The sequence below is a fragment of the Arthrobacter sp. DMZ02-1R genome, from assembly GCF_057747935.1.
In genome coordinates, this window is record NZ_CM173230.1 from 2,946,933 (window position 1) to 2,962,862 (window position 15,930).

Annotated in this window: 16 protein-coding genes, 7 tRNA genes and 1 riboswitch; of the genes, 8 read left to right on the forward strand and 15 right to left on the reverse strand. The window is 63.0% G+C overall.

The genetic code is table 11. The annotated features are described in order from the left end of the window. The 14 genes from hisF to AC3ANQ_RS14245 form a co-directional block, all read right to left on the reverse strand. On the reverse strand, positions 1 to 777 hold the full coding sequence (gene hisF / locus AC3ANQ_RS14180) for an imidazole glycerol phosphate synthase subunit HisF (RefSeq protein ID WP_488301641.1): 777 nt from the start codon (positions 775 to 777) through the stop codon (positions 1 to 3). A 24-nt stretch (positions 778 to 801) separates the two neighbouring features. Further along, a complete protein-coding gene (gene hisG, locus AC3ANQ_RS14185; protein WP_488301642.1) occupies positions 802 to 1,662 on the reverse strand; it encodes an ATP phosphoribosyltransferase in 861 nt (286 codons plus the stop codon). Between the two features lie 139 nt (positions 1,663 to 1,801). Then, the gene (locus AC3ANQ_RS14190) at positions 1,802 to 2,065 is read right to left on the reverse strand and encodes a phosphoribosyl-ATP diphosphatase (RefSeq protein WP_078105460.1); all 264 of its coding nucleotides are present in this window, start codon (positions 2,063 to 2,065) and stop codon (positions 1,802 to 1,804) included. Between the two features lie 118 nt (positions 2,066 to 2,183). Next, positions 2,184 to 2,669, reverse strand: a complete 486-nt coding sequence (gene ribH, locus AC3ANQ_RS14195) for a 6,7-dimethyl-8-ribityllumazine synthase (RefSeq protein ID WP_488305331.1) — start codon at positions 2,667 to 2,669, stop codon at positions 2,184 to 2,186. Positions 2,670 to 2,706: 37 nt separating this feature from the next. Then, entirely contained in the window at positions 2,707 to 3,408 is a 702-nt protein-coding gene (gene ribA, locus AC3ANQ_RS14200) for a GTP cyclohydrolase II (RefSeq protein WP_488301643.1), read from the reverse strand. Then, positions 3,405 to 4,022 carry a 3,4-dihydroxy-2-butanone-4-phosphate synthase gene (ribB, locus tag AC3ANQ_RS14205; protein ID WP_488305332.1) on the reverse strand — a complete coding sequence of 206 codons (618 nt, stop codon included), beginning with the start codon at positions 4,020 to 4,022 and terminating at the stop codon, positions 3,405 to 3,407. Before ribB ends, ribA begins: the two co-directional genes overlap by 4 nt. A 71-nt stretch (positions 4,023 to 4,093) precedes the next feature. Further along, positions 4,094 to 4,732, reverse strand: coding sequence for a riboflavin synthase (locus AC3ANQ_RS14210; protein WP_488301644.1), 639 nt, complete (start codon positions 4,730 to 4,732; stop codon positions 4,094 to 4,096). After that, complete coding sequence (gene ribD, locus AC3ANQ_RS14215; protein WP_488301645.1) at positions 4,732 to 5,883, reverse strand: bifunctional diaminohydroxyphosphoribosylaminopyrimidine deaminase/5-amino-6-(5-phosphoribosylamino)uracil reductase RibD; 1,152 nt, start codon at positions 5,881 to 5,883, stop codon at positions 4,732 to 4,734. Before ribD ends, AC3ANQ_RS14210 begins: the two co-directional genes overlap by 1 nt. Beyond that, on the reverse strand, positions 5,880 to 6,578 hold the full coding sequence (gene pnuC, locus AC3ANQ_RS14220; protein WP_488301646.1) for a nicotinamide riboside transporter PnuC: 699 nt from the start codon (positions 6,576 to 6,578) through the stop codon (positions 5,880 to 5,882). The genes ribD and pnuC overlap by 4 nt, the downstream gene beginning before the upstream one ends. A gap of 85 nt (positions 6,579 to 6,663) precedes the next feature. Continuing rightward, a riboswitch (FMN riboswitch) is annotated at positions 6,664 to 6,818 on the reverse strand. 79 nt (positions 6,819 to 6,897) lie between these two features. Beyond that, complete coding sequence (gene rpe / locus AC3ANQ_RS14225; protein WP_488305333.1) at positions 6,898 to 7,560, reverse strand: ribulose-phosphate 3-epimerase; 663 nt, start codon at positions 7,558 to 7,560, stop codon at positions 6,898 to 6,900. Between the two features lie 93 nt (positions 7,561 to 7,653). After that, positions 7,654 to 9,225 (reverse strand): RsmB/NOP family class I SAM-dependent RNA methyltransferase, encoded by a 1,572-nt coding sequence (locus AC3ANQ_RS14230; RefSeq protein ID WP_488301647.1) that lies wholly within the window; start codon positions 9,223 to 9,225, stop codon positions 7,654 to 7,656. After that, entirely contained in the window at positions 9,222 to 10,142 is a 921-nt protein-coding gene (fmt, locus tag AC3ANQ_RS14235) for a methionyl-tRNA formyltransferase (RefSeq protein WP_488301648.1), read from the reverse strand. Before fmt ends, AC3ANQ_RS14230 begins: the two co-directional genes overlap by 4 nt. Next, positions 10,139 to 10,705, reverse strand: coding sequence for a peptide deformylase (gene def / locus AC3ANQ_RS14240; protein ID WP_488301649.1), 567 nt, complete (start codon positions 10,703 to 10,705; stop codon positions 10,139 to 10,141). Before def ends, fmt begins: the two co-directional genes overlap by 4 nt. 51 nt (positions 10,706 to 10,756) lie before the next feature. After that, positions 10,757 to 11,638, reverse strand: a complete 882-nt coding sequence (locus tag AC3ANQ_RS14245; RefSeq protein WP_488301650.1) for a cytochrome — start codon at positions 11,636 to 11,638, stop codon at positions 10,757 to 10,759. Between the two features lie 148 nt (positions 11,639 to 11,786). Here AC3ANQ_RS14245 and AC3ANQ_RS14250 point away from each other — a divergent pair, with 148 nt between their 5' ends. Continuing rightward, the gene (locus tag AC3ANQ_RS14250; protein ID WP_488301651.1) at positions 11,787 to 12,935 is read left to right on the forward strand and encodes a GGDEF domain-containing protein; all 1,149 of its coding nucleotides are present in this window, start codon (positions 11,787 to 11,789) and stop codon (positions 12,933 to 12,935) included. A gap of 81 nt (positions 12,936 to 13,016) precedes the next feature. Here AC3ANQ_RS14250 and AC3ANQ_RS14255 read toward each other — a convergent pair. Further along, a tRNA-Val gene (locus AC3ANQ_RS14255) sits at positions 13,017 to 13,091 on the reverse strand. Between the two features lie 327 nt (positions 13,092 to 13,418). On the opposite strand from AC3ANQ_RS14255, the gene AC3ANQ_RS14260 reads away from it, so the two are divergent. From AC3ANQ_RS14260 to AC3ANQ_RS14290, 7 genes are all read left to right on the forward strand, one after another. After that, positions 13,419 to 13,491 (forward strand) — tRNA-Gly (locus AC3ANQ_RS14260). A gap of 55 nt (positions 13,492 to 13,546) precedes the next feature. Continuing rightward, positions 13,547 to 13,617 (forward strand) — tRNA-Cys (locus AC3ANQ_RS14265). Positions 13,618 to 13,657: 40 nt separating this feature from the next. Further along, positions 13,658 to 13,732, forward strand: a tRNA-Val gene (locus AC3ANQ_RS14270). Between the two features lie 58 nt (positions 13,733 to 13,790). Further along, positions 13,791 to 13,863 (forward strand) — tRNA-Gly (locus AC3ANQ_RS14275). 49 nt (positions 13,864 to 13,912) lie between these two features. Next, positions 13,913 to 13,987 (forward strand) — tRNA-Val (locus tag AC3ANQ_RS14280). Positions 13,988 to 14,044: 57 nt separating this feature from the next. Then, positions 14,045 to 14,120: transfer RNA gene (locus AC3ANQ_RS14285), tRNA-Gly, on the forward strand. Between the two features lie 257 nt (positions 14,121 to 14,377). After that, complete coding sequence (locus AC3ANQ_RS14290; RefSeq protein ID WP_488305334.1) at positions 14,378 to 15,787, forward strand: amino acid permease; 1,410 nt, start codon at positions 14,378 to 14,380, stop codon at positions 15,785 to 15,787. The last annotated feature ends 143 nt before the right edge of the window (positions 15,788 to 15,930 follow it).

Below are 15,930 nucleotides of genomic sequence, written 5' to 3' on the forward strand. Positions count from 1 at the left end.
CTAGCGGACCAGGAAACCCGCTTCGCGAATCGCGTCCTTGACCTGGGCGATCATGTCGTCCGGACCGAAGTGGAACACTGAAGCGGCGAGTACCGCGTCGGCACCCGCTTCTACTGCGGGCGGGAAATGCGCTGGTTCTCCCGCGCCGCCGGAGGCGATGATCGGGATGTGCACGGCTGCACGAACCAAGCGGATGAGTTCGAGGTCGAAACCGTCTTTGGTGCCATCGGCGTCAATGGAGTTCAGGAGGATCTCCCCCACACCGCGGTCCGCGGCTTCCTTGGCCCAGGCAATGGCGTCGATTCCGGTGCCCTGGCGTCCACCGTGTGTGGTCACCTCGAAGCCGGAAGCCGTGGGCTCGGAGCCGGGCCTCGTCCGCCGGGCGTCCACCGACAAGACAAGCACCTGCGATCCGAAGTGGCGGGTGATCTCGTCGATGACGTCCGGGCGTGCGACGGCGGCCGTGTTGATGGAGGCCTTGTCCGCGCCGAAACGCAGGAGCTTGTCCACTTCGGCTACGCCGCGGACGCCACCGCCGACGGTCAGCGGGATGAAGACTTCCTCGGCGGTGCGGCGGACGACGTCGAACGTGGTTTCCCGGTTGCCGGAAGAGGCCGTGACGTCAAGGAAGGTGAGTTCGTCCGCCCCGGCGTTGTCATAGCGGTGCGCCAGCTCGACGGGGTCTCCGGCGTCGCGAAGGCCCTCGAAATTGACGCCCTTGACTACCCGGCCGGCGTCGACATCTAGGCAAGGGATGACCCGTACTGCTACAGCCATGGTTACTCCTGGAATTGTCTCGTGTCAGATGCGGCAGGCGTGGATGCTGCTGACCAGGATGGCGCGGGCGCCGAGGTCGTAGAGCTCGTCCATGATCCGGTTGGTTTCCTTTTTCGGAACCATGGAACGGACGGCAACCCACTCGGAGTCGCGCAGCGGAGACACCGTGGGCGACTCGAGACCCGGGGTGAGGGTGGCTGCTTCTTCCACGAGGTCCTTGCGGATGTCGTAGTCCATGAGGACGTACTGCCGGGCGACGAGCACACCCTGCAGGCGCCGGATGAGGACCTCGATCTCCTTCGCGGTGCCGTTCGCTGCGCCACCCTCGCCGGTGCGGCGGATCAGGACGGCTTCGGACTTGAGGATCGGCTCGCCGAAGATCTCCATGCCGGCGGCTTTGAGCGTGTTGCCGGTTTCGACAACGTCGGCGATTGCGTCAGCGACGCCGAGACGCACGGAAGACTCCACGGCACCGTCGAGACGGACTACTTTGGCTTTGACGCCGCGCTCGGCGAGGTAGTCGCGCAGAAGGCCGTCATAGCTGGTGGCGAGGCGCTTTCCCTGGAGCTGCTCGACGGCGGAGAAGTCACCGACGGGACCGGCGAAACGGAAGGTGGACGCAGCGAAACCGAGGGGAAGCAGTTCTTCGGCTTCTACCTGTGCGTCCAGCAGGAGGTCGCGGCCGGTGATCCCGACGTCGAGGGTTCCCTGGCCGACGTACACGGCAATGTCGCGGGGGCGGAGGAAGAAGAACTCAATGTCGTTGTCAGGATCCACCATGACCAGTTCGCGGGTATCGCGACGCTGGCGGTATCCCGCCTCAGACAGCATCGCGGAGGCGGCTTCGGACAGGGATCCCTTGTTGGGGACGGCTACACGCAGCATGAGGGGACTTTCTTGGGGAGTGGAAGGGGACGTTTCAGGCATTGTGCCCACGGCTGTGTTCTCACACGGCGCCGCGGGCGCGGGGGCCACGCTGGGGCTCCGGCAAGGACCTTTTCAGGCCCGGACGGAGCGAACGTGGCTAGAGATGCTTGTAAACGTCTTCCAGGCCCAGACCCTTGGCGAGCATCAGGACCTGCAGGTGGTAGAGCAACTGGGAGATTTCCTCGGCCGCGGCTTCATCGGATTCATACTCTGCAGCCATCCAGACTTCGGCGGCTTCCTCCACGACTTTCTTGCCGATGCCGTGGATTCCGGAGTCCAATTCGGCGACAGTGCGGGAGCCTGCCGGACGGGTCGCTGCCTTTTCGCTCAGTTCTGCGAACAGCGTCTCGAAATTCTTCACGCCCTACAGCCTACTTGCTCGGGGCCGGAGACCGCCTGTCGGGGCACTGCATGACGAAAGGGATGTGAGCCAACGCACTATGCACGTCGGCACGCCCCACATCCCTTTCGTCGATTTGCTACGCGTACTGCTTGAGGGTCAAAGCCGTGGCCAGAGCGGCGGTCACGGCTTCGTGCCCTTTGTCCTCGGACGAGCCTTCCAGTCCGGCGCGGTCCAGCCCCTGCTGCTCGGTGTCACAGGTGAGCACGCCGAAGCCCACCGGCACGCCAGTGCGGACGCTGACTTCAGTGAGTCCCGACGTCGCGGCCTGGCACACATAGTCAAAGTGCGGGGTACCGCCGCGGATGACGACGCCGAGGGCAACTACCGCGTCAAAATGCGGCGCGAGCCGTGCCGCCGCCACGGGAAGCTCAAAGGATCCCGGGACGCGCAGCACCGTGGGCTCGGCGATGCCGGCTTCCTTTGCCGCGCGCAGTGCTCCGTCGAGGAGCCCATCCATGATCTGGGTGTGCCAGCTGGCAGCTACGATGGCGAGCTTCAGCTGTTGGGTTTCCTCGGGGTCGAGGGTAGTGAGGTCGATGGTGGGGGCGCCGTGTCCGCTCATGGGTGTGTGGTAATCCATTCAGTCTTGTTAAAACAGTTCAGTCTTGTTCGAGTTCAAAAGTGCTGGCACTTACATGGGTACCCGCTGGCTCGGTGTCGCCGAGTGTCAGCCGGTGGTCCATGCGGTCCTTCTTGGTTTGCAGGTACCGGAGGTTTTCTTCACGCGACGGGACCTCGGTGGGCACCATCTCGACCACCTTCACGCCAGCCGCTGCAAGCCGGTTCTGCTTGTCCGGGTTGTTGCTCAGGAGGCGGATTTCGTGAAGGCCCATTTCAGCCAGGATTTGGGCTGCGGCCTTGTAGCAACGGGCATCAACGGGGAGTCCCAGCTGTTCGTTGGCCTCAACCGTGTCGAACCCGGCCTCTTGCAACGCGTAGGCCTTGATTTTGTTTGCCAGGCCGATGCCGCGGCCTTCCTGTCCGCGCAGGTAGAGCAGGGTGCCGCCCTCTTCGCGGATCAGCTCGAGGGCGTAGGCAAGCTGTTCGCCGCAATCGCAGCGGTACGAGCCGAAGACATCCCCGGTGAGGCACTCGGAATGCAGGCGCACCAGTGGCGCCTTTCCTGCACGCGGCGTGTTCGGGGAACTCACCGCCAAGTGCTCCGCCCCGGTCACATGGTCGGTCCAGGCCTGTGCCACGAACTCGCCGAAGGCAGTGGGCAACTGGACTATCGGCCCGCCGCTCACCGGATGGGGTGTGCGCGCCGCCCTGCCGCCGTCGTGCGTTGTCGATGTGGTCATCGCTCCTCGTTTCCTGCTGGAATTGCAATCTGGTGTTCGCCCTCCGACGCCGCCACGTAAGCCACGAGGTCCTCGATCGAAATCAAAGGGCACCCGTGCTCGGCAGCGAACTCCCGGAGGCTGTCCAGGCGCATCATTTCACCATCGTCATGTACCAACTCAGCGATCACGCCCACCGGGGCAAGCCCCGCAAGCCGGCAGAGATCAACCGCCGCCTCGGTATGTCCTGGACGTTCACGCACTCCCCCTTTAACGGCCCGGAGCGGAAAAATATGCCCGGGCCGCGTGATCGAGGACGGGGTGCTGCTGGAATCGGCCAGGATCCGAGCCGTCAGCGCCCTGTCCGTGGCGGAAATACCGGTACTCACGCCCAAAGCGGCATCGCAGGACACCGTGTAGGCCGTGCCCTTGGCATCTTCGTTGACTACGACCATGGGAGGCAAAGCCAGGGCATCAGCCCGAGCCTCCTCAAGGGGAACGCAGATGACTCCCGAGCTGTAGCGAATGGTCCAGCCCATGAGGGCAGGCGTGGCGTGCTCGGCGGCGAAGATGATGTCGCCTTCGTTCTCGCGGTCCTCGTTATCCACCACAATGACGGGACGGCCGGCGGCCATCGCCTTTACGGCGTTCTCGACGGGGTCCAGCCCCTGCCGGACCGCCGTCGCGCTGCCGTTGTGTTCGGCGCTCACAGGGCCGCCTCCCCGGTAGCTGCTGGAACCCGGAAGGACAGCAGTCGCTCGGTGTACTTGGCGAGCACGTCCACTTCGAGGTTGACGCGACCGCCGATGGCCGTCGCCCCGAGTCCCGTTTCGTCCAGCGTGGTAGGGATGAGGCCAACCTCAAACCATGGATTCTCTTCTTCCGCGGGGCTGACGGCAGTGACCGTCAGCGAAACGCCGTCGACGGCGATTGATCCCTTTTCGGCGATGTACCGTGCCAGCGGGGCCGGGACAGCGAAGCGCAGGCGATCCCAGTTGCCCAGCGACTCGCGCTCAAGAAGCTGCCCGACGCCGTCGACGTGTCCCTGCACGACGTGGCCGTCCAAACGGCCGCCGGCCTCGACGCAACGCTCAAGGTTCACGGTGTCGCCAGCGGTCAGCTCGCCAATCGTGGTCCGAACGAGGGTTTCTCCCATGACGTCGACGCTGAACTCCTGGCCGTCGATGTCCGTTGCCGTGAGGCACACGCCGTTGACTGCGATCGAGCCGCCCAGGCCCAGTCCTTGGGTGGTCGTGGGGGCCTTGAGGCGGAGCGTGGCGCTTGCCTCGCCGTCATGCTCGACGGACAGGACCGTGCCTTGTTCAGCAACGATTCCGGTAAACATCAGTGTCCTCCTGTGGTGGTGTCCGAGGCGTCCTTGCCCGGAAATGGTTCATGGTGTTCTGTGTGCGATTTAGTCCACGCCGGCTTGTTTCCGTCCGATGGCCCGGACCTTAGGTGCAATCGGAGGTCACGACCCAGTGCATGGACCGCACCACCACCGGCGTCGTCCCAATTCCAGTGCTGGGCGTCAGCCAGGGTAGTGATGCCGAGGTCCATCAAGGCAGGTGTACCGGCGCCCAACAGCGTGGGCGCAAGATAGACGATCAATTCATCAACAAGACCTGCGGCGAGGAAAGCACTCAGGATGCGGGAGCCGCCTTCCACCATGACGTGCCGGACGCCTTCGGCGAAGAGCAGTTCCAAGGCCTCGGCCGGATCGCGGGTTGGCAGCTGGATGAACTTGCCGTCGGTCCCCCGCACCGCAGCGTCAGCGGGAACCTCGCGCAGCCCCATGACGGCTCGGAGCGGCTGGCTTTCCGATTCCTGGCCATCCACTTCCCGCGCCGTCAGCCTTGGGTTGTCTACCAGGACGGTTTCTGTGCCCACCAGAATGGCGTCAATCAAGCGCCGCAATCCGTGATTGTCGGCCAACGATTCCGGACTGGAGATCCATTGGCTGGTCCCGTCCGTCGCGGCAATCCTGCTATCCAGGGTCTGCGCAATGTGAAGAGTGACGAACGGGCGTCTGGCCTCCACAGCCCGGAACCATTCGCGGTTCAGCTTCAAGGCTTCGGCCGCGGCCAGCCCAGACTGGACGTCCACTCCGGCCGCGCGGAGCGTGCCAGCACCTCCGGCAGCGGGATCGTGGGGATCGTCCACGGCGTAGACCGCGCGGGATATCCCGGCGTCAATGATGGCCTTCGTGCACGGTCCAGTACGCCCGACGTGGTTGCACGGCTCCAAGGTCACCACCATGGTTGTCCCGGTGAGGTCCAAGCCCTTTGCCTGAGCCTTCGCGATCGCATCCGCCTCTGCATGCGCCGTGCCGGCGCCGCGGTGGTAGCCCGTGACGAGCTGCTCCCCGTTGGTCCCGAGCACTACGGCTCCCACCAACGGATTGGCGCCGCGGTGTCCCCGGAGGGCTACGTGCAACGCAATGTCCATGGCTGCGGACTCAGCGTCAGAGAATCCCTGGTTCGTTGCGTCACTCATGGGAGGGCCCCTACTGGTTCCGGCTCGGCCGTTGGCGCGATTGCTTGGCTTTCACGTCGGTTTGCCCGCCACCACACGAAGAATCCGGCGAGCGTGAAGAAGCCGTAAAAAAGGTACATGAAAGCGCTGGCGAAGTATCCTGCGCTGAAAAGCAGCGGAACTCCCACAACGTCCACGGCTACCCAGATCAGCCAGAATTCGGTCCAGCCGCGCGCCATGCCGTAGCTCGCCAGGAGTGAACCCATGAAGGTCCAGGCGTCAGCCCAAACAGGCGGGTAGGAACCCATGGAATCGAAGACGGGAGTCAGGGCAGCCGTTCCCACAATCATTGCGGCCGCCATGGCGATTCTGGCTTTGGTGCTTGCCCAGCCGGGCACGACGGCGCGACCTTGGGTGCCGGACTGAAGGCCCTGGCGCCAGCGGTACCAGCCATAGACGGCCACGCTGATGAACATGATCTGGCGTCCGGCCTGGCCCCAAAGGGTTGCCGGCGAGGCGGCACCGAAGACGTTGCCAAGAAAGACCGTCAGGAGGAGAAGGTTGCCTGCGATCCCGATGGGCCATGCCCAGACTTTGCGGCGCATACCGCCCAGGGCGCTGGCGAGCCCGAAAATATTGCCTAGCACTTCGCGAAGAACAAGCACAGATCCACCTATGGGAATCTGTGCTTCGAAGAGCCATCGCAGAAAGTCCATGTCGTTCCTTCCCTCGAATGCCGCGATGGCTCCGGGGGTGTACGACAGCGCAATGCCGGGCGCACAGAACGCCCAAGGCATGACTGTACGTGCTTCTCCCATCCAGACTTTAACTGTCGGTACTGGAATTCCACCAGTTCAACCGTCCGCCGTCGTGATTCCCGTGAAGGAAACGCGATGGCTCGCGGGTCGCGGACTATAACCGCCGGTTCGGAATTACACCGACCCCGGAGCACGTATGTGTGTTGTTATTCTGTCACAACTGGAGGCATTGCCGATGTATTCCCGGACCTATATGCAAGCAATTGCGTCATTGTTGTCACATTGCCGCCAGGCCCGCGGCACGCAGCCGCTCAATAGCGGCAGCGGGGTCTTTGTGGCCGTAGACGGCGGATCCGGCGACGAACACATTCGCGCCTGCCTCGGCTGCCCGGATAATGGTTTCCTCCGTGACGCCGCCATCAACCTGGATTGCGACGCCAATTCCGGATCCGTCGATCGCGGCACGCGCCCGCCGGATCTTGGGCAGCGTAACGTCCAGGAAGGACTGCCCGCCGAAACCCGGTTCCACAGTCATGATGAGGAGCATGTCCAGTTCGCTGAGCATGTCCAGGTATGGCTCCACAGGGGTCGCCGGACGAAGGGCCATGCCTGCCTTGGAACCGCGCGCGCGGAGCTCGCGGGCGAGCTTGATGGGAGCCATCGCCGCTTCTGCGTGGAATGTCACGGACGCCACACCGGCGTCCGCGTAGGCAGGCGCCCAGCGGTCGGCGTCGGCGATCATCAGGTGGGCGTCCAGCGGGACCGGGCTCACAGCCTGGATCCGTTCCACAACCGGCAGGCCGAGCGTCAGGTTGGGGACAAAATGATTGTCCATCACATCGACGTGGACGGCGTCGGCGTTGCTGATTCTCTTCAGCTCGGCTTCCAGGTTCACGAAGTCCGCGGACAGGATGCTCGGGTTGATACAGCACTCAGTCAAGGCAGTTCCCTCAGTGTTGGTGGCGATCTGGTGGTTTTGGCAATTCTCCAGCTTAGGCACGCGGGGTCGTTGGCCGGGGAAAGGCGTCGGAGGTTACGGCTTCTTCCGGATCAGCGCCAGGAACATCGCGTCTGTTTGGTGCACGTGTGGCCACAGTTGGGCGGTCAACTCGTGACCGGCGCCCAGGCTGCCGGTCAGGCTGACAGCGTCCAGGGCCGCGCCGGCGTCGATCTGCTCCAAATCGTCCCGCTTGCGCAGGACATCGCTGACGACGGCGGTGGTTTCGGCAGGGTGCGGAGAGCAGGTCACGTAAGCCACCACTCCGCCCGGTTTCACGGCGTCGATGGCAGAGTTGAGCAGTTCACGCTGCAGCGGACCGAGATCGGCGAGGTCCTTCGGGGTCCTGCGCCAACGTGACTCCGGGCGGCGGCGCAGTGCGCCGAGTCCGCTACAGGGAACGTCGACCAACACACGGTCGAAGGTCTCCGCTTGTTCCTTGCCGACGTCCCGGCCGTCGCCGACCCGGACGGTCCAAGCGTCTTCCGGAATCGCCGAGAGTGCCTGGCTGACCAGCTTTGCCCGGTGTTCGGCCGGTTCGTTGGCCAAGAGAGTCGCACCTTCCTGATGGGCGAGGGCGGCCAGCAATGCGGCCTTGCCACCCGGGCCGGCGCAAAGGTCCAGCCATTTCTCGCCACCCTTGGCGACGTGCCCGAGGTCCACGCCCACGACGGCGCGGGCTACCAACTGGGATCCAACGTCCTGGACGCGCGTGGTGCCTTCGCGGATGGAAGACATCCGGCCGAGATCGCCGCCGCTGGACAGTGCCGAGTCGATCACGAGTTCGCCCGGAGTAGCCCCGCTCTCAAGTGCTTCATCCAGGCTGCCGATGCCGGGCAGCGCCACCAGGTTCACCACAGGGGCTGCGTTGTCCGCTTCGAGAAGTTCAGTGATTTCACTCGCGGGGCGGCCGTGCATGACGAGCGACTGGCGCAGCGCCCTGACAATCCACTCCGGGTGCGCGTGGCGTATGGACGCGATCTTGGTTTCGTCTGTCTCGTCTTCCAGCAGGAAGTCGAGCCACTCCGGCAGCGTCCTGGCAGTGACTTTTCGGAGCACTGCGTTAATGAGCGACGACGGGCCCGCTCCGATGACCGCGCGGGCCAGCCCGACCGTCTGGTCGAGTGCGGCGTGGGCCGGAACGCGCATGGCGAGCAACTGGTGGGCACCAAGGCGCAACGCATCAAGGACTGCCGGATCGAGTTGGTCGAGCGGCCGATCGACACACCTGGCGAGGACGGCGTCGTACATCCCCTGGCCGCGCAACGCACCGTAACTCAGCTCGGTGGCGAATCCGGCGTCGCGCTTGTCCAGGTGATGGTGGCGGATACGGGATGGCAGCACGAGGTTAGCGTATGCGTCTTCGGATGCGACCGCGCGCAGAACTTCGAAGGCCACCAATCGTGCCGGATCCGCGCGCCGCGTCCGCTGGGACGGTGCATTTGCGGAGAAACCGCGCTGCGGACCCCGGTTGCGTTCGCGGCCCTGGGCGTCGCGTTTGCTCTCGCCGCGGGGACCGCGGTTGCCGTGACCTCCGCCGTCCCTGTTCCCAGTGTTGTTAGGGCCGCGCCCAGTGTTGTTAGGGCCGCGGCGGCCGGACTCACTCATTCGAATTCCACGCTTTCTGGTGTTGCCAAACCACGGGCCCAATCGGCCGACGGCATCATCTTCTTGCCTGCTGGCTGGATCCGCCCTAGCTGCACTGCATGGGATCCGGTCCCGACCAGGACGTTCTTACCATCAACCCGGATCTGACCCGGCGCAAGATCGCGCGTGTCCGGGCGCATGCCCACCGGCTCGAGCTTAACCCGTTGCCCGTCGAGCATGGTCCAGGCTCCGGGTTCCGGCGTGACGCCGCGGGATCTGCGGTTAATGGCGAGGGCCGGTTGCGTCCAGTCGAGCCGGCCGTCGTCGAGCGTCAGTTTGGGGGCCAGCGAGACATCTCCCTGTTGAGGCTGGGGCGATGCTTTCCCGGCGTCGACGGCAGATAGGGTCTGGCTCAACAAGACCGCGCCGCTGAGCGAGAGCCGCTCCAGCAAGTCGCCCGCGGTGTCATCGGGCCGCACGGTTTCCGTCAAGGTCCCGAAGACGGGTCCCGTGTCGAGTCCTTCCTCGAGGAGAAAGGTCGCAGCCCCCGTGATGTCGTCACCGGCGATGAGCGAACGCTGCACCGGTGCGGCACCCCGCCACGCAGGGAGAAGGGAGAAATGGAGGTTGATCCAGCCATGGCGCGGCACCCCGAGGGCGGCCTTGGGGACAAGGCCTCCGTAGGCGACAATCGCTGCGACGTCCGGCTCATAAGAAGCGATCCGCTCCGTGGTCTCGACGTCCACCTTGGAGGCGTGGATGATGTCGATGCCAAGTTCGGCCGCACGTGCTGCCACGGGGGACGGCGTGAGGATACGTTTTCGGCCAATAGGAGCATCCGGCCTGGTCAGCACCGCAGCGATCTCGAAGCCTGCCTCGATCAGTGCGTCAAGGGAAGGGATGGCTACGGCTGGGGTGCCGGCGAAAAGCACCCTCATTCGGCAGCCCCGAAACTGCCGAAGCTGGAGCCCACCGTGTTAGCCCGCTTGGCGGTGGTTTGTTCAGTGACGGAATGGTAGTTTGCCGCGCGGATGGCTCGGAGGGCGGTTTTGCGATCCTCCCCTTCCAAACGGTCCGTGAAAAGGATGCCGTCCAGGTGGTCGGTTTCGTGCTGGAAACAACGGGCGAGCATGCCCTCCGCCTCAACGGACACGGGGTTCCCGTTCATGTCCACGCCGGTGGCGCGGGTGGCCCTGCGGCGGCGGACCGGGAACGCGAGTCCGGGAATGGAGAGGCAGCCCTCTACTTCGTCGGGCTGGAAGTCGTCGCTGTTCTCAAGCACGGGGTTGATGATGTGGCCTTCCACGCCGCCGATCCGGTAGGTGAAGACCCGCTGGCTGACGCCGATCTGCGGTGCGGCGAGGCCGGCGCCGTCCACGTCTTCCATGGTTTCGGTCATGTCCGACACGAGTTTGGCGAGCTCAGGCCCGAATTCCGCGACCGGATCAGCAACCGTGCGGAGCACGGGATCGCCGATGATACGGATATTCAAAATGGCCATCTGCTGTCTTTCCTCACGTTCGGCGAAGCTTCGGCCCCCGCAAAACGGGGCCTAGTTCAGTTTAGTTGAGCCTGAGGGCGCCGCGGTGGCCGGGTACGACGGCGGAGCCACCGGCAGCAGCGCCGTTCCGGCTGCGGCAACCTCGGCAGACATCTCCCACACCCTCTTCAAGGCGCAGAACTTCCACCAGTGGTGCTTGAGAACGTCCGGATTGGCCCGCTGGGGACGCACTTCGGTTTCGCCGATGGCCACGGCAAGCAGAACAGGGTTCTCTCCGTATTTCCACGGCTCCCACTCCCCTGCCACCGGGTCCACCAGGCTTTCCTCGGCCTTCATCCCAGCCACCAATTGCATCACCACTTTGTCGTCGAGGGGTTTGACGGTTCCATCCCGGGTGGTGCCTTTGGTCTTGTAGTCGATCAAGCAGATCCGGCCGTTGATTTTGGCCACGAGGTCCAGTGTCCCGGCGTATCCGACGCTTGAGTTCCACACCGTGATTTCAGGTGCAATGGGCTCCACCCGGTACAACTCCCACCATTCGTCGAAGCGGGCCGCGAAGGCTTCTTCGCCGTTCGAGGCAAGCTCTTCGCGGGTTTCCTTCGCTCGGTGCGGGCGTCCGAGGGCACGGAGGGCTACTTGTTCGCAGTAGTTATGCACGCGGTCGCCGCGGCGTGCGGCATCGTCCCGGTAAACCTCGGCCGCCTTGGCTGCTTTGTTGACGGCCTGCCGCATCTTGGCAGGACTGGAGAGATGCTGTGGAAGTTCCGGGTCCTTCGCCAGACTACTTGCACCCATGTACCCGAACCAGCCGTCCAGGGAGTGCGCCTGCTGGCCGATCACCGTGGTGATGGAAGGGACCGAGAAGGACTCAGAGGTGGACCGGGCATACATCCGGCCGTATTCGGTGGCGTGGGCAAGCAGTGGATCTGTCATAGGAAAACTCTTTCACACACCGCTGACAGGAAGATGCGGAGCCGGCGTGACTAAACCGCGTAACGAACAAGGCACTCCTGCCTGGCGCACCGGGTTCCTTGACCCGCGATGCCATAATTGGTCACGTCCTCGGATACGGGAGCGAACAATGGGCCTCGATATAACAACACTGCGAGTGGCTCTCGGCGTGGTCGCTCTTACCCTGCTCCTCCTGTTCTACGCATCATTTCGGCGCACGCGGTCGTCCTACAACGGTTGGTGGTGCATCGCCCTCCTTTTCTTTCTTTTAGGGAATCTGGCCTTCCTTCTCAACGGGACACCGCATCAAGTCTGGGCAAATCCATCGGGAAACGTCCTCTTGGTGGGTGGAGCGTTCAGTGTGTGGACCGGCGCCCGTTCCTTGAGGAAGTTGTCGCCGCCAAGGTGGCAATGTGCCGCAGCATGCGGCGTCACCGCCCTCGCCTCTGCATTGGAAAGCCCCGGTTACAACACGTGGTCCGGAGGCTTGGTGTATCTGGGATTCATGACGCTGGGCATCGCGTTGGCGTCCCGTGATCTGTGGTTGCTGGATTCCAGCTACTCCCATGTTCACAAATCGATGGCGCTGGCCGCCGCGTTCATGGCTGCTTACTACTTCTGCCGCCTGTCCGTGTACGTCGTCGAAGGTCCAACCGGCCCAAGTTTCCGCCTGTATTTTGGCCCGGCCATGGCCAGCCTGGTCACGCTGATACTCCTGGTTGCCGTGTCCTTCAGCATGACCGCCCTCAGCAACGACCAGTTGATCAACCGGTTAAGCGAACGGGCTGCCCGTGACAACCTGACCGGGCTCCTCAACCGCGGCACCTTCCTGGACTTGGCCACCAAGGAACTGAAGCGCCTACACACCACAAGTTCAGTTGCTTCCTTGATCTTGGCTGACATGGACCACTTCAAATCGATCAATGATGAATACGGCCATCCTGCCGGTGACGCCGCGCTCCAAGCCTTCGCGGCTGCCTGCACGGAATCGGTGCGGTCCACCGACTTGGTCGGACGGTACGGTGGGGAAGAGTTCATCCTTCTCCTGCCTGGAGCTAACCAAGAACGGGCTGAAAGCATCGCTGCCGACATCAGCCGCGCCCTCGCGGAAACCAAAGGCCTCCCCGGCATACAAATTCCAACGGCGAGCTACGGCGTTACCGCTGGCTCGCTCGACGGAGTCGACCTGTCGGCAATGATTGCTGCCGCAGATGCAGCCCTTTACCAAGCCAAGTCGCTCGGACGGAACCGCGTGGTCGGGGCAGCCCCTCATTCATGAGCGGGTCAGGTTCATGAGCTCACGGGCTACGACACGAGGCCCTGCTTGCAACATGAACTATGTTTCAAGCAGGGCCTCCCTTGGTGGGCGATACTGGGTTCGAACCAGTGACCTCTTCGGTGTGAACGAAGCGCGCTACCACTGCGCCAATCGCCCGTGCACAAGAAGACTAACCGACCCCGGCCGGAATTCAAAAATCGGGAAAACGGAAGGAAAAGTCACTCGGAAGCTCATCGATCTCCATGACGCATCGGACGAGGCAGGCCAGCTTCTCCACCGTTCAACACAGCCCTCGACACGCGCGAAACCGCCGATGAATCACAGCCATGTAACTCGAATAATCCCCGCCAATTCAAGGAACTTGGGTCCATTGCTTAGGATTCGGACCAAACGATTTGGAGTTTCCCGGAACCTCCTATAGAGTTTTTACTCGTCGGAAAGCGACGGAATGCCCCGTGCGGGCAGCCCGCCGAATAAGACTATGCGGACGTAGCTCAGCTGGTAGAGCACCACCTTGCCAAGGTGGATGTCGCGAGTTCGAATCTCGTCGTCCGCTCGCAGGACACTGTCACGGCATTGAGTTCTTGGAACCCCAGGAATCGTGCTTACACGGTGGGTTGGCCGAGAGGCGAGGCAGCGGCCTGCAAAGCCGTATACACGGGTTCGAATCCCGTACCCACCTCGGTGAAAACCTTGGTTCCGGTCTAGGCCGGATAGCATTTGGGCGATTGGCGCAGCGGTAGCGCGCTTCCCTGACACGGAAGAGGTCACTGGTTCGATCCCAGTATCGCCCACCAAGGCAAGGCAACTTGCTTGTTGATGAACGTCGGGCCCAGCCCGGAATGGTCATCATGTGCGGACGTAGCTCAGCTGGTAGAGCACCACCTTGCCAAGGTGGATGTCGCGAGTTCGAATCTCGTCGTCCGCTCTCGTATTTTAAGGTCCCGGCAACGGGTCGGCCGGCACGTGCCGGATCCGGGCGATTGGCGCAGCGGTAGCGCGCTTCCCTGACACGGAAGAGGTCACTGGTTCGATCCCAGTATCGCCCACCAAGGCAAGGCAACTTGCTTGTTGATGAACGTCGGCCCAGGCCGGAATGGTCATCATGTGCGGACGTAGCTCAGCTGGTAGAGCACCACCTTGCCAAGGTGGATGTCGCGAGTTCGAATCTCGTCGTCCGCTCCAGTCCTTCGATATCCGGCAATAGCCGGCATTCAAACCGCACCACCATCCAAGCAGCTCCGCGGAGCTGCTTTTTTGTGCCCGCAGCCTCAGCCCGCAGTAGCCGCCCAACGGAAAGATCGGCAGAACTGATCAATATCACTCAGCAAAAATCACTTTATCCAATGTGATTGAGGTCGCATACTTTTCTTCAGGCCCAATTCGTCCACGCCAAACGGCAGGAGTACACGGTGAATCAACAAACACCCGTCCGTTCGATCATGAGGAAAAAACCCATTGACGACATGGAGGAGGAAAGCAAGCACAGCGGGCTCTTCAAGAGCCTGGGCCTCTGGCAACTGACGGCCATCGGCGTCGGCGGCATCATCGGCGTCGGGATCTTCTCCTTGGCCGGCCTGGTGGCCCACGGAAGCAAGGACACGCCAGGCGTCGGCCCAGCGGTGCTGATCTCGTTCCTGGTAGCAGGCCTTGCCTCGGCAGCCGCGGCACTTTCCTATGCAGAATTCGCCGGCATGATTCCTCGCGCCGGCTCGGCCTATACCTACGGCTACGTTGCCCTTGGCGAGGTCATCGGCTGGTTCATAGGCTGGGATCTGCTGCTTGAGTACATCGCGATTGTCGCCGTCGTCGCGATCGGAATTTCCGGCTACTTTGATGCATTCCTGTCCGGGGTAGGCATCCACATGCCGGCGTGGATGACCTCAACGGTGGACGAAGGCAAGGGCGGCGTCATCAACCTGCCCGCCATCCTGGTTTGCCTGCTTGTCACGTGGATCCTGAGCCGTGGAACCAAGGCATTTGGCCGTTTCGAACTAGTGGCCGTGGCAATCAAGGTCGTCCTGATCCTCTTCATCATCGGCCTGGGCATTTTCTACATCAACACCAACAACTACAACCCGTTCATGCCCAGCGGCTTCGGCCCGGTCCTCGCCGGCTCCGCCACCGTGTTCTTCGCGGTGTTCGGCTACGACGCCATGAGTACCGCGGCGGAAGAAGCCACGGATGGAAAAAAGCACATGCCGAAGGCCATCGTGCTGTCGCTCGTCATCGCCATGCTCCTCTACGTTGCGGCGACCTTGGTGCTCACTGGAATGCAGAACTACAAGGACATCAACCCCACCGCCGGTTTCGCTTCCGCCTTCACCGGCGTTGGCCTGCCCGTCATCGCCACCATCATTTCGGTCTTCGCGGTCCTGTCCATCCTGACCGTGATGCTGACCTTCCTCTTAGGTGTCACACGCGTCTGGTTCTCGATGAGCCGCGATGGCCTGCTCCCGGGCTGGTTTGCCGGAACAGACAAGCACGGAACCCCACAGCGCGTCACTTGGATCGCAGGCATCGCCTCGGCCTTGCTCGCGGGTGTCTTCCCCATCAAGGCTGTTGCCGACCTGACGAATATCGGCATCCTCGCAGCGTTTGTGGTGGTGTGCTTGGCCGTGATCGTCTTCCGTTACAAGAAGCCCGACGCTCCCCGCACCTTCAGGTTGCCCCTCATGCCACTGGTTCCGGCCTTCGGCGTCCTCGCCTCGGCCTTCCTCATGATCCAGTTGCATTGGGAAACCTGGCTGCGCTTTGTGGTGTGGCTGGTCATCGGCTTGGTGGTTTACTTCGGCTATGGCCGGAAGCATTCCCTGATGAATCCGGACAGTCCCCGCCACCAGCAGGTGTGACCCCTTCGAAGAATCGTTGACATTCCAGTCAAATTATCCCTTGGCACCTCCAAAGGTCTCGGGTTAGGATCGACAACGGAGGAGCGAACTGGCTCCGCGATTGAAGGGAGGTGCCCGTGGGATTACTTGACGATCTGAAGGGC

What these genes read in the sequence shown, in the direction of transcription:
- hisF (WP_488301641.1), bottom strand. Translation starts at nt 777, where the DNA reads ATGGCTGTAGCAGTACGGGTCATCCCTTGCCTAGATGTCGACGCCGGC.
- hisG (WP_488301642.1), bottom strand. Translation starts at nt 1,662, where the DNA reads ATGCTGCGTGTAGCCGTCCCCAACAAGGGATCCCTGTCCGAAGCCGCC.
- ribH (WP_488305331.1), bottom strand. Translation starts at nt 2,669, where the DNA reads ATGAGCGGACACGGCGCCCCCACCATCGACCTCACTACCCTCGACCCC.
- ribA (WP_488301643.1), bottom strand. Translation starts at nt 3,408, where the DNA reads ATGACCACATCGACAACGCACGACGGCGGCAGGGCGGCGCGCACACCC.
- ribB (WP_488305332.1), bottom strand. Translation starts at nt 4,022, where the DNA reads ATGGCCGCCGGCCGTCCCGTCATTGTGGTGGATAACGAGGACCGCGAG.
- AC3ANQ_RS14210 (WP_488301644.1), bottom strand. Translation starts at nt 4,732, where the DNA reads ATGTTTACCGGAATCGTTGCTGAACAAGGCACGGTCCTGTCCGTCGAG.
- ribD (WP_488301645.1), bottom strand. Translation starts at nt 5,883, where the DNA reads ATGAGTGACGCAACGAACCAGGGATTCTCTGACGCTGAGTCCGCAGCC.
- pnuC (WP_488301646.1), bottom strand. Translation starts at nt 6,578, where the DNA reads ATGGACTTTCTGCGATGGCTCTTCGAAGCACAGATTCCCATAGGTGGA.
- AC3ANQ_RS14230 (WP_488301647.1), bottom strand. Translation starts at nt 9,225, where the DNA reads ATGAGTGAGTCCGGCCGCCGCGGCCCTAACAACACTGGGCGCGGCCCT.
- fmt (WP_488301648.1), bottom strand. Translation starts at nt 10,142, where the DNA reads ATGAGGGTGCTTTTCGCCGGCACCCCAGCCGTAGCCATCCCTTCCCTT.
- def (WP_488301649.1), bottom strand. Translation starts at nt 10,705, where the DNA reads ATGGCCATTTTGAATATCCGTATCATCGGCGATCCCGTGCTCCGCACG.
- AC3ANQ_RS14245 (WP_488301650.1), bottom strand. Translation starts at nt 11,638, where the DNA reads ATGACAGATCCACTGCTTGCCCACGCCACCGAATACGGCCGGATGTAT.
- AC3ANQ_RS14250 (WP_488301651.1), top strand. Translation starts at nt 11,787, where the DNA reads ATGGGCCTCGATATAACAACACTGCGAGTGGCTCTCGGCGTGGTCGCT.
- AC3ANQ_RS14290 (WP_488305334.1), top strand. Translation starts at nt 14,378, where the DNA reads ATGAGGAAAAAACCCATTGACGACATGGAGGAGGAAAGCAAGCACAGC.